This is a genomic window from Psychroserpens sp. XS_ASV72, from assembly GCF_041224425.1.
In the GTDB taxonomy this organism is placed as follows: domain Bacteria; phylum Bacteroidota; class Bacteroidia; order Flavobacteriales; family Flavobacteriaceae; genus Psychroserpens.
The window spans coordinates 355,719-368,044 of record NZ_JBGFGL010000071.1 but is presented as its reverse complement, the minus strand read 5'-3'; the positions used below and the strand labels follow the sequence as shown (position 1 = coordinate 368,044).

Below are 12,326 nucleotides of genomic sequence, written 5' to 3'. Positions count from 1 at the left end.
CGTCTGAACGCCTACGGCCTCAAGGTCGCGCAGCGTAAGGTCAAAGACCGATAATCCGTCAGAGTCGTCGTCGCAGACCTCCAAAGGTGAAACAGCGTTCGCTATCGGGTTGACTATAACCTCCAAATCTAATGTCGTGGTACTAAAACATCCGTTAGAAGTATCATCTAATCTTACAATTACAGTTTGTAAATTCGGAACGATGTTCGTGTAAGGAGAGAAAATTTCATTTGATTGAGAATTCGCATCAGCAAGAGTTTCATAGTATGAAACAACAACATTAGCTTGACCATTGATTACTTCAGCATTTGCATCTTCTAAGGTAAAAATCATAAATCCATCAGTATCATCATCGCATACAGATAAAGGAGTAGGTACAACAACACTAGGACCAGAATTAACAATTAAATCAAAAGAAATCGTTTCAAAACACAATGTATTAAAATCATTTTCAACCCTAACAAAAATCGTTTGTGGGTTCGAGGTATTGGTATAAGGACTCGTCAACGCGTTGCTGTTCGTGTCAGCATCGGCTTGAGTTTCATGAAAAGATAGTGTAACGTCAGTCTGACCATTAAGTATGGTTGCTACTTGTGAATTCAAATCAAAAGATTCTGCACCATCTCCAGATATATCGTCGCAAAGCACTAAATCGTCAGGCTGGGTTAACGTTATTCCAGACGAAACAATTACATCAAATGTAGTCGTCACATAGCAGTTAGTGTTGTTATCATTTTCAATCCTAACAAATATGGTTTGAGGATTTACAGTATTTGTAAATAAATTTGGTAACGGATTTACATCGTTATCAGCATCATCTTGACTTCCATGATAAGATATCGTTACATCTGTTTGAACACCTATAACTTCAGCATCCTTAACTGATAAATCAAACTCCGTTAAATCATCTAAAACAGCATCATCACAAAGTATGTAATCTGAAATAGGATTAATTTGTGGGTTTGGGAAAAAAGTAATGTCAACCTCTTCAGTAAGTGTACAACTTTCATCAGTAACCTCAACAAGGTAAGTTGCTGAATTTGGAGAGGATACTGTTAGTGTAGCATTGGTCTCACCAGTCATCAAAATTCCATCTTCAAACCATTGGTATGTTGCTGTTGTAGATCCAATATCAGCATCTAAAACAACATCAGCATCACCCTCACAATGTTCTTGATCTGGACCTAAATCAACTGTAAAAGGCACATCTTTACTCACCGTAACGTCATCTGTAACAATTACCTCATCTCCATTACAGTTTGTATAAGTAACTTGAGCAGTATAGGTTGTTGTAGTTGTAGGACACACAGTTAATGTTGGTGTTGTTCCAATTACAGCTCCAGAACTATCTAACCAAGCAAAATCAATGATACTAGGACCTGCAGGTGTAAATCTCCAAGCTTCATCAGTAGTTGTCCATTGACCTGTATTTCTTCCAGGAGGCACAAATGCCGTTGTTCCTGCATCGTTTTGTATTCCTACTGCGGCATTTCCACTATTCCAACCAGTACATAACGGTTTATCTTTTATATATATATCAATTACGTTAGTTGTTTCATAAAATACAGCCATATGTGTAGCGAGCAAACTATTACATGCTGAAGAATACATTGGCACTTCAAAGAATGACACAGCTAATACTCTATTTGGAGCTGTACCAATAATTTCCCAAGCAATTTCTTCTGTTGAACTTTGCGTTGGATCTATATCATGAGTTGGTGTCAAAATATTTGCTTCTCCTAAAGTATCATTTGTATTATTAGGTAAACTTTCATCAAAACTCCATCCATTTCCAGTATCACCAGCATCTACATCAAAACGAATCACTCCATTGGAGCCCACTTGGAATTGTGTTTCAATGTTAGCAAAAAAGCAGAAATCAAAAGGTAAACTTTCAACATCTGACCAACGGTCGTCTGCATTAGGGTTTAGGGAATTAGATAGACCACTAAACGAAAATGGCGGCACAAATGGAATTTGTGTAACTGTATAAGTATTTGTCTCCCCAATATCTAAGAATTCTGCAGTAATATCGGTACAATCATCAGCGCAATCAATCACAATATTTTCACCAGCTTCAACAAAAGGATTTCCTGGTCCAGAAGCTCCTATTTGAGCCGTCACATTAATATTATTGGTGCTTGAACATCCTGCCGGATTAGTATCAGTAATAGTTAATGTAACACTATATAAACCAGCGGTTGTATATTGATGGTTAACCGTAGCGCCAGTTGCTGTATTACCATCTCCAAAATCCCATAAGTAAGTAGCTCCTGTTCCATCAACAGAAAAAGTACCACTACCATTAAACGTAATGACTTCATCTACATCTGCTACAATAATATTGTTTACATCTAAAGCAGGAGAGGTACTGTCGACATTGGCAACGATGGTTTGACAAGGTGTTAAACACGCTATGTCGGCTGCCCAACCCGTAGTTGTTCCAGAACCATTTGAAACAAATTCAATGGTTAAACAGCCCGAAGGACTTGTAGCCTCGATAACACCTGGATTATTTCCTCCCGAGAATGACCCAAATGAAGGAGCTGTATTATCTGGACCATCATAAATGGTTAAGACATCTAAATTTAGCTGTGTACTAAAAGCGGTAAACGTTAACTGAATTGCATCTCCAACATCTGGAGGACAAATGGTTAACGTATAATTCTCATTATCAGAATATGTTCCAAACTCACCGCCTGAATCAAAAAACCCATCGGTACATTGACTGAAATTTCCATCTTGCATTAAGATATCCTGACCGTATGAAACAACTGAAAATATAAAAAATAAGAGAGTAATTAATTTTTTCATAACAACTATGATTATTGAGGGTTTTGAGATTTAATAACGATCAAGTATGGAGAATTATCAAATCTATATGTTTTGTTACCTGCTCTAGAATGAAAGTTAAATTGGTACTTTAATGGATTAAAGGTACTTGGATTCAAAAACGTATCTCTAGTTAAAGATTTATTATATACATTAAAAAGAGGGACTGAAGAAAGATTGGAAAAACTCGATAAGTCCTTTCCAGGAGCATGTATAATTTCAACTCGATTTCGTAAAATGTTTTTCACATCTTTTAAACGCTGCGGTTTGCTTAAAATATCTTCTTCTGCATGACTTCCATACACTTCATTGATAAATTGAAGTTCGTTTTCAGAAAGTGGTGCTTTAACATTATCATTAAAAACTACATGCTTAAGAGGTTTTTGATTTTGGTTCGTCTGAGCAAAAGAAAGATTTATCGCTAAAAGACTCACAATGAATGCCAAGGGCATAAGGGATTTTGATTTCATAACGTTTCTCGAGATTAAAAGGTGTGAAATTTAAGAAAAATTCTATTAATTAACTGTTAACGACCAATAGCATTTCTCAACCAATATTCACATAACTATAACATTTGAGGTTAAAAAACTCCTACCTTTATATAAACTTTTTTTAATTGCTTATCTTTGCCAACTCTAAATACAAACTTTTTTAGTTGGTTTAGAGTTTTTTAGTTTCAAAAATGCAGTATCAAAAACTAAATAGCTACTGTGTTTGAAAACATTAGAATTCATGAAAATAGAAAAAGACTTGGAAGATTTTGAAGCTATTGGTGATGACCATATTGGTTCTTCCCATGAAACACCTCTTAGAAAAGACGCGTTTAAATTAACAAACGACGAAAAAATAGACATTATTAAAGATGATGTTCGACATATTATGGAAACTTTAGGTCTCGATTTAACCGATGACAGTCTTAAAGGGACACCAACTAGAGTTGCTAAAATGTTTGTGAAAGAACTCTTTGGCGGTCTTGACCCTCAAGTAAAGCCAAAAGCATCTACTTTTGAAAACAAGTATAAGTATGGTGAAATGCTTGTGGAAAAGAATATAACCGTTTACTCTACATGTGAGCATCACCTCTTACCTATCGTAGGCAAAGCACATGTTGCTTATATTTCCAATGGTACAGTTGTAGGCCTTTCCAAAATGAACCGTATTGTTGATTATTTTGCCAAACGTCCACAAGTACAGGAACGTTTGACTATACAAATTGTTAAGGAGCTTCAAAAAATTCTAAACACCAAAGATGTGGCTTGTGTTATAGATGCCAAGCACTTATGTGTCAATTCTAGAGGTATTAGAGATATTGATAGTAGTACTGTAACTTCAGAATTTGGCGGGCAATTCAAAAACAAGGAAACAAGAAGAGAGTTTTTAGATTATATTAAATTGGAAACAGAATTTTAAGAACAACCCATTTTCAAAACCTAACATGCAACTGTACAAAGATCAAACTATCCACATTTACAATTCATTAACTGGTAAAAAAGAAATCTTTAACCCTATTGAAGAGGGCTACGTAGGCATGTATGTATGTGGACCAACGGTTTACAGTAATGTGCATCTTGGAAACGTGAGAACATTCATGTCTTTTGATATGATCTACAGGTATTTCAAGCATTTAGGTTACAAAGTTCGCTATGTTAGAAATATAACTGATGCAGGACATTTGGAAAATGACGCAGATACTGGAGAAGATAAAATCACAAAAAAAGCGCGTTTAGAACAAATTGAACCTATGGAAGTTGTGCAACGCTATACAGTTGATTTCCATAATATTCTGAACACCTTAAACTTCCTTCCACCTAGTATTGAACCTACAGCAACTGGACATATCATTGAGCAGATTGAACTTATTAAAACCATTATAGACAATGGATTTGCATATGAAGTGAATGGCTCTGTATATTTTGATGTGCACAAATTCAACGAAAGCAATGAATATGGAAAATTGAGTAAAAGGAAACTCGAAGACCTTATTCATAACACCAGGGCTCTTGAAGGTCAAAGTGATAAGAAAAATCCACAGGATTTTGCTCTTTGGAAGCGTGCTGAACCACAACATATTATGCGTTGGCCATCTCCTTGGAGTGATGGTTTTCCTGGTTGGCATTTGGAATGTACAGCTATGAGCACTAAATATCTGGGAGATAATTTTGATATTCATGGTGGTGGTATGGACTTGAAATTTCCACATCACGAATGTGAGATTGCTCAAAGTGAAGCTGCTAAAGGTGTTTCTCCTGTTAATTATTGGATGCATGCCAATATGCTACAACTAAACGGACAGCGCATGTCTAAAACTACAGGTAATACCGTAAATCCGCATGAATTACTTTCAGGTGAAAACAAATTTTTCAGCAAGGCCTACTCACCTAGCGTCATTCGTTTTTTTAATGCCCAATCCTCTTATCGAAGTGTATTGGATTTAACTGATGATGGTTTACAGGCTAGCGAGAAAGGTTTCAATAGGCTTATGGAAGCTATAAACACTTTAGATAGTTTAACCGCTGGAAGTGAATCTACGTTTGATGTACAAGAATGGCGACAAAAGTGTTATGATGCCATGAATGATGATTTCAATTCACCTATTTTAATATCGCATTTATTTGAAGCTGCTAAATTGGTGAATCAAATCAAGGATAAGAACGCCTCCTTAACTTCTGAAGATTTAAAAACCTTGAAGCAAACAATGAATGCTTTTACTTTTGATGTTTTGGGCTTGCTCAACAATAGCGAATCTGGAGCGAGTACTGACAAGCTTTCTGGAGCTGTGGAATTACTAATTCAATTAAGGCAAGAAGCCAGAGCGAACAAGGATTTTGCTCTTTCCGATAAAATAAGGGATGAACTTGCTGCAAAAGGCATTCAATTAAATGATGGCAAGGATGGTACGACTTTTACGACCAACTAAACCATGAAACGGATTTTAATTGCACCTTTTCTTTTCTTGATTAAAGTGTACCAACTTTTTATTTCTCCTTTGACACCAGCGAGTTGTCGTTTTCAGCCAACTTGTTCCCATTATGCAAAGGAAGCGTTACAAAAACACGGCTTCTTGAAAGGTGGAAAACTAGCCTTAAAACGTATTTTTAGTTGTCATCCTTGGGGCAGATCGGGTTACGATCCTGTTCCAGATAAAGAAGATTAAATCTATCTTAAGATTGGCAGCCATTACAGCATAAATACTATCTTTACCAACAAAACAGAAATTTATGTTCGCTTTAGATATTGTTTGGAATCCTACAAAAGGAATAGACTTAGGTTTTTTTATGCTTCACTACTACAGTTTGATGTGGATTGTAGCCTTTTTGTTAGGTTTTTATATCATGAAACGTATTTATAAAAATGAAAACCAAACCAGCGAGGATTTGGATTCTCTTTTTATTTATTCTGTCTTAGGAATTATGGTCGGAGCACGTTTAGGTCATGTTATTTTTTACCAACCTGAGCTGATCAATGAGGATTTCTTCAGTATTTTTCTGCCGTTCAAATTTAAAGGTGGTGTTGAATTTACTGGCTTTCAAGGTTTAGCTAGCCATGGAGCTGCCATAGGCATGATCATTTCTATGTATCTGTACAACAAAAAAGTGATCAAGAAATCTGTGCTATGGATTTTAGATCGAATTGTAATCCCAGTTGCTTTAGGTGCTGTTTTTGTAAGATTGGGGAATTTCATCAATTCTGAAATCATCGGAAAAGTGACGACTTCAAATTTCGGTGTGAAATTCATTCAGGATGAATACAATAAATATGAAATTGTAAAGGTTACTGGAATCAAAGATGTTCAAGAGGCATACAATACATTTGGCAGTGATCCTAAATATGCTGATTTACTCAATGCCATTCCTTTAAGGCATCCAGCGCAATTATACGAAGCCTTTAGCTATGTTTTTGTATTCTTGATTTTGCTTTATTTCTATTGGAAAACCAAAAAAAGTGAGCAGCAAGGCTTTTTGTTTGGTTTGTTTTTGGTGTTGTTGTGGACCGTTCGATTCTTTGTTGAATATGTCAAGGAAGCCCAAAATGTTGAACGTGCCGATTGGCTATTGAATACCGGACAATTATTGAGCATACCTTTTATTCTAATTGGTTTATACTTTATGTTTCTATACAAGCCAAAAAGAGCATTAAAATAACCATGGAAAATCGCTGGTTTCGATTGATTTCCACGTCTGTTCTTGGAATCGTTTTTACTACTGTTTCTGTTTCCTGTAAAAAAGAACCTAAACACAATTCAGCAGTAAAATCTGTTAGTATTTCATTTAAAAAGGAAGGCGTACTTCAACTTAAAAAAGCTTCTACCGATTCTATTTTAGCAACTCTTGATATTGAAATTGCAGATGATGAATACACGACCCAAACAGGCTTGATGTATCGCAAAAGCATGGAACAAAACCAAGGGATGCTATTCATTTTTCCTGATGAAACCTACAGGAGTTTTTACATGAAAAACACAGAAATCCCTTTGGATATCATATATCTTTCAGAAGACAAGACCATTGTTAGTATTCAAAAGAACACAAAACCAATGGATGAAACCTCCTTACCTTCTGAAGCTCCTGCAAAATATGTATTAGAGATAAATGCTGGTTTAAGTGATATCTGGCAACTTGAAAAAGGAGATCGCATTGAATATTCGACACTTTAAAAATAGTTTATAAAAAAAAAACCACTCAAGAATGAGTGGTTTTTTTATTTAAATCATATAAGGTTACTAAGCTTCTTCTTGAGGCGCTTCACCTTTGTCTTTTAAAGTATCATACATGATTGGCGTTGCAATAAATACAGATGAATAGGTACCAACAATAACACCTACGATCAACGCAAATAACAACCCTCTAAGTGAATCGGCTCCAAAGATAAACATCGCCAATAACACCACTAAGGTCGTTAACGAGGTATTCAAGGTTCTACTCAGTGTACTATTGATTGCTGAGTTGATATTCTTTCCACCTTTGAATCCAGAACGTTCTGCAATAACCTCTCTAATTCTATCGAATACAACAACCGTATCGTTTAGCGAGTAACCAATAACCGTTAAGATAGCTGCTATAAACGCTTGATCGATCTCCATACTGAATGGCATGAACTTATAGAGTAATGAGAAGATACCCAATACAATAATAACATCATGGAATACGGCAACAACTGCTCCCGTAGAGAATTGCCATCTCTTGAAACGGAATAAGATATAGAGGAATACAACCACTAAGGATCCTAAAACTGCCCAGAACGATTCTTTTTTGATATCATCGGCAATTGTTGGACTTACTTTACTTGACAATACTTTTCCAACACCATTAGTTGCTTCAGAAAATTCAGTATAAGTGATATCAGCAGGTAAGTATGATTTCAAACCTTCAAACAACATAGTTTGAACTTCCTCGTCTGCTTCAGCAGAATTTTCATTCACTTTATATTTCGTCGAAATCTTCAATTGGTTAGCTGCACCAATCGTTTTTACTTCAGCACTTCCGAAGACAGCATTCAAATCTGTAGCAACAGCTTCAGAGCTCACTGCTTGATCAAAACGAACTTGGTAAGTTCTACCACCAACAAAATCGATACCTTGATCTAATTTGTTTGTGAACAAAGACCCTAAACTTACTAAAATCAAGATTCCAGAAATCACATAAGCCACTTTACGCTTAGCGATAAACTTGATATTCATGTTCTTGAATAAACCTTTGGTAATTGCAGTAGAGAAATCTAAAGTCTTGTTTTTGTTCACATACCAGTCAACCAATAAACGTGTGATGAAAATTGCAGTAAACAATGAAGTCACAATACCAATCAATAAGGTTGTTGCGAAACCTTTAATCGGACCTGTACCAAATACGAATAAAATTAATGCTGTTAAACCGGTTGTGATATTCGCATCCAAAATTGAAGACAAGGCATTTGCAAAACCATCTTTAACAGCCTCTTTCATACCTTTTCCTTTAGTCAATTCTTCACGTACACGTTCAAAAATAAGAACGTTAGCATCAACCGACATACCAATAGTTAAAACGATACCAGCCAATCCAGGTAAAGTCAATACAGCACCTAATCCTGATAACACACCAAATATCAATAAGATGTTTAATAATAAGGCAATATCAGCAAAAATACCAGCCTTTCCATAGTATAATACCATCCAAATTAGTACTAACGTCAAAGCAATCAAGAAAGATTTTGTACCACTCTCAATAGCTTCCTTCCCTAAAGATGGCCCAACTTGATCTGCTTGCACAATATCAGCAGAGGCAGGCAATTTACCTGCTCTCAAAACGTTTGCTAAATCGATGGCTTCGTTTACTGTAAAGTTTCCTGAGATTTCAGTGTTACCACCTGAAATAGCTCCATTTGAAGCCGTAGGTGCTGAATACACAATATCATCTAAAACGATAGCGATCTGAGATTTATTGGTAAATGCTCTTCCGGTGATTTCTTCCCATTTCTTTGCTCCTTTAGCATTCATTTGCATCGTTACAGATGGCTTATTGGTATTGCTATAAGATTGACGTGCGTCAGTAACAACTGCTCCACTTAATTCAGGTTCATTATCTCTGTTCCCTTTTAAGGCATATAAATCGACGTACTCAATTCCTGTTTCTTCATCTGCAGTTGGAAGTCCGAAAGCAAACTTTACGTTACGTGCATCAGCAGGTAGATTTGCTCTTACCTGAGGCATGTCAAGGTACGACTGAAATTTATCTTTGTTCTCTAATTTAATTCCTAACATACCTCCAGATCTTGGAGCATCAATTAAATCGAAGATAGGGTTGACTTGACCAAGACTTGTAGAATCTGTCGATGTCTCACCTAAAAGGTCATCAATAGTACTATCTGTAGATGTACTATCTTGAGCTTCGATAGCTTCTTCTTTTTCTTCAACACCTAAAACATCCTTAAGAGTTTCGTTTGCGTCTGCAAAGAAAGCCCCTAAAGTTTGAGGTTTAGCCACATCCCAAAATTGTAATTGTGCTGTCGTTGTAATCAACTCTGTAGCACGTTTTACATCCTTAACTCCAGGAAGTTCAACCAAAACACGACCTGTATTTCCTAAACGTTGAATATTTGGAGAAGTAACACCAAATTGGTCAATACGTTTACGCAATACTTCAAAAGCAGATACAATAGACTCATCAACCTTTTGCTCTATTTCTTTTTTAACTTCATCATCAGTCATGTTGATATTGATGACATCGTCTAAATTTCTATTGGCAAAAATATCAGGTGATGCTAATTTTTGATCGCCTTTGATGGCATCCCAAGCTTGGTAAAAAGACTCTAAATACGATTCTTGGGCATCTTTTTGGATTTCCTCGGCATCAGCTAAAGCCTTGTTAAATGCTGGGTCTTTACTATTGTTGGACAATCCTTTCAAAATATCTTTTACAGAAATCTCTAAAATCACGTTCAGTCCACCCTTAAGGTCAAGACCAAGATTCATCGATTTCTCTTTTACTTCCTTAAAAGTGAAGTTTGCAATTCCTATATCAAATACTTCTTGACTTGAAATAGAATCTAAATAACGTATTTCGGCTTCGTTGATTTCATCAACGTCTTGAAACTTACTTTGGGCAAATTGTTTTGCCTCTTCTTCAACTTGGTTAGCTTTAAATGTAAATGACAACTGGTAAATACTTACCAATCCAAATAACAGTGCAAAAAGCTTAACTAATCCTTTGTTTTGCATTATTTTATGTGTTTAATGGGTCAAATTTTCGGAAAGCAAATATAGACTTTACTTTAAATTTGACAATTATTTATTGTGGTTATATGATTGTTTTGGGCAGCTTTTCGATAAACTACCGAAAAACTGATGTTAGATACGACACAACTCATCAAGATTGTGTTAGTAAATAGTAGTTTTAAGAAGTTGGTCCGGCTCGAACCTCAGGAATTTTGTAAGCAATATGGTTATGCGAAATCGCAACATATTTATAATGCTCAGCTACATCATAATTTTGTAATTGGGCAACTGAGTAATTGTAGATATTTACGTTAGCATACGGATTCGGACTATGGATCAGCTCTTGGCTTCCCTTATGGTCAAAACCTAACGCACCTTGGAATTTTAACTCTCCATCATGAACATCCTGAAGCTCATAAACATCTAGATTATAAGCAACTTTGTAATGTTCTGAAGGTAGTTCAAGAGGAAGCTCTGTATCGTTTCCAATTGATTTCTCCTTAGATAGAATATCTTTTATGCTCGATATATCAGCATTGCTATGGTAAACAATTTTAAGCTGTCCTTTATGATATTCAGTAACTTGAATATTGGTAACACCAACAGCGTGAAGTTGTTCAGTAATGGAAGAAATGGCAGTATCGGCCTCATCTGTTGTAACCGTATTACTGGTAAACTGCAATACAATTTCCTGATTCGGCTTAGATATTTGTTCTTGTGTAATGATGCCACCTAAAAAGGCGAGAACCACTACAAGAGCACTTATATACCATTTTTTATTCATGCGCCAAATATATAATAAAAATAAGGACTGCTAAATACAGCCCTTATTTTTAGTAAAATTATAAGAATCAGATTATTAAAACTCTAACAACCCATTTGTTTTCTTAACACCTTCAGCACTTTCTGCCATGTGCGCTTTTTCAGCATCGCTCAAAGGTACATCAACGATTTTCTCAATTCCATTACGTCCCAGAATCACTGGAACTCCAATACACAAATCACTTAAACCATACTCTCCATCCAATAAGGTAGAACAAGGGAACATTTTCTTTTGGTCGCAAGCAATGGCTTGAACCAATCCAGAAACTGCAGCACCTGGAGCATACCAAGCAGACGTCCCTAATAACTTGGTTAAAGTAGCACCTCCAACTTTGGTATCTTCCTTCACCTGGTCTAGACGTTCTTCAGATAAAAACTCAGAAACCTTGATACTGTTTCTAGTAGCATGAGATGTTAAAGGCACCATTCCTTTATCGCTGTGACCGCCAATCACCATTCCATCTACATCACTAATAGGAGCATTCATGGCTTCGGCTAATCTGTATTTGAAACGTGCAGAGTCTAAAGCTCCACCCATTCCTATGATTCTATGCTTAGGTAAATCAGTAGTTTTATGCACCAAATAGGTCATCGTATCCATAGGATTGCTTACCACAATGATAATGGTGTTTGGTGAATGTTCAACCAAACTTGAAGAAACGGACTTAACAATTCCAGCATTGATCCCAATCAATTCTTCACGAGTCATTCCAGGTTTTCTTGGAATTCCAGAAGTGATCACACAAATATCACTATTTGCTGTTTTAGAATAATCATTGGTACTTCCTGTGATTTTGGTATCGAATCCATTTAAAGAAGCGCACTGCATCAAGTCCATTGCTTTTCCTTCGGCATACCCTTCCTTAATATCCAAGATTACGACTTCAGAAGCAAAGTTTTTAATTGCAATGTATTCTGCACAACTTGCACCTACTGCACCTGCGCCAACTACTGTTACTTTCATGTTTTTATGTTTTAAATTTGT

10 protein-coding genes are annotated in these 12,326 nt (G+C 36.0%); 5 read left to right on the top strand and 5 right to left on the bottom strand.

Annotated elements, in window-relative coordinates:
- A partial coding sequence (locus tag AB9K26_RS05505) for a PKD domain-containing protein (protein ID WP_369971536.1) occupies positions 1–2,814 on the bottom strand: 2,814 nt, incomplete at its 3' end.
- An 11-nt stretch (positions 2,815–2,825) separates the two neighbouring features.
- Complete coding sequence (locus AB9K26_RS05500; protein ID WP_369971535.1) at positions 2,826–3,302, bottom strand: hypothetical protein; 477 nt, start codon at positions 3,300–3,302, stop codon at positions 2,826–2,828.
- A gap of 262 nt (positions 3,303–3,564) precedes the next feature.
- Between AB9K26_RS05500 and folE the strand changes: the two genes are divergently transcribed.
- The 5 genes from folE to AB9K26_RS05475 all read left to right on the top strand — a co-directional run bounded on the left by folE (position 3,565) and on the right by AB9K26_RS05475 (position 7,486).
- Positions 3,565–4,242: a GTP cyclohydrolase I FolE gene (folE, locus tag AB9K26_RS05495; protein WP_369971534.1), complete on the top strand. Its 678-nt coding sequence runs from the start codon at positions 3,565–3,567 to the stop codon at positions 4,240–4,242.
- Positions 4,243–4,267: 25 nt separating this feature from the next.
- The gene (cysS, locus tag AB9K26_RS05490; RefSeq protein ID WP_369971533.1) at positions 4,268–5,749 is read left to right on the top strand and encodes a cysteine--tRNA ligase; all 1,482 of its coding nucleotides are present in this window, start codon (positions 4,268–4,270) and stop codon (positions 5,747–5,749) included.
- A 3-nt stretch (positions 5,750–5,752) separates the two neighbouring features.
- Entirely contained in the window at positions 5,753–5,986 is a 234-nt protein-coding gene (yidD, locus tag AB9K26_RS05485) for a membrane protein insertion efficiency factor YidD (RefSeq protein ID WP_369971532.1), read from the top strand.
- 64 nt (positions 5,987–6,050) lie between these two features.
- On the top strand, positions 6,051–6,974 hold the full coding sequence (lgt, locus tag AB9K26_RS05480) for a prolipoprotein diacylglyceryl transferase (RefSeq protein WP_369971531.1): 924 nt from the start codon (positions 6,051–6,053) through the stop codon (positions 6,972–6,974).
- Positions 6,975–6,976: 2 nt separating this feature from the next.
- Positions 6,977–7,486 carry a DUF192 domain-containing protein gene (locus AB9K26_RS05475; RefSeq protein WP_369971530.1) on the top strand — a complete coding sequence of 170 codons (510 nt, stop codon included), beginning with the start codon at positions 6,977–6,979 and terminating at the stop codon, positions 7,484–7,486.
- Positions 7,487–7,552: 66 nt separating this feature from the next.
- Here the strand turns inward: AB9K26_RS05475 and secDF are convergent, their stop codons facing one another.
- The 3 genes from secDF to mdh form a co-directional block, all read right to left on the bottom strand.
- Positions 7,553–10,522 carry a protein translocase subunit SecDF gene (gene secDF / locus AB9K26_RS05470; RefSeq protein WP_369971529.1) on the bottom strand — a complete coding sequence of 990 codons (2,970 nt, stop codon included), beginning with the start codon at positions 10,520–10,522 and terminating at the stop codon, positions 7,553–7,555.
- Positions 10,523–10,697: 175 nt separating this feature from the next.
- A complete protein-coding gene (locus tag AB9K26_RS05465; protein WP_369971528.1) occupies positions 10,698–11,303 on the bottom strand; it encodes a hypothetical protein in 606 nt (201 codons plus the stop codon).
- A 75-nt stretch (positions 11,304–11,378) separates the two neighbouring features.
- Complete coding sequence (gene mdh / locus AB9K26_RS05460; protein WP_369971527.1) at positions 11,379–12,305, bottom strand: malate dehydrogenase; 927 nt, start codon at positions 12,303–12,305, stop codon at positions 11,379–11,381.
- Positions 12,306–12,326 lie beyond the last annotated feature (21 nt).

Coding starts and splice junctions, on each gene's coding strand:
- AB9K26_RS05500 (WP_369971535.1), bottom strand. CDS start 3,302: ATGAAATCAAAATCCCTTATGCCCTTGGCATTCATTGTGAGTCTTTTA.
- folE (WP_369971534.1), top strand. CDS start 3,565: ATGAAAATAGAAAAAGACTTGGAAGATTTTGAAGCTATTGGTGATGAC.
- cysS (WP_369971533.1), top strand. CDS start 4,268: ATGCAACTGTACAAAGATCAAACTATCCACATTTACAATTCATTAACT.
- yidD (WP_369971532.1), top strand. CDS start 5,753: ATGAAACGGATTTTAATTGCACCTTTTCTTTTCTTGATTAAAGTGTAC.
- lgt (WP_369971531.1), top strand. CDS start 6,051: ATGTTCGCTTTAGATATTGTTTGGAATCCTACAAAAGGAATAGACTTA.
- AB9K26_RS05475 (WP_369971530.1), top strand. CDS start 6,977: ATGGAAAATCGCTGGTTTCGATTGATTTCCACGTCTGTTCTTGGAATC.
- secDF (WP_369971529.1), bottom strand. CDS start 10,522: ATGCAAAACAAAGGATTAGTTAAGCTTTTTGCACTGTTATTTGGATTG.
- AB9K26_RS05465 (WP_369971528.1), bottom strand. CDS start 11,303: ATGAATAAAAAATGGTATATAAGTGCTCTTGTAGTGGTTCTCGCCTTT.
- mdh (WP_369971527.1), bottom strand. CDS start 12,305: ATGAAAGTAACAGTAGTTGGCGCAGGTGCAGTAGGTGCAAGTTGTGCA.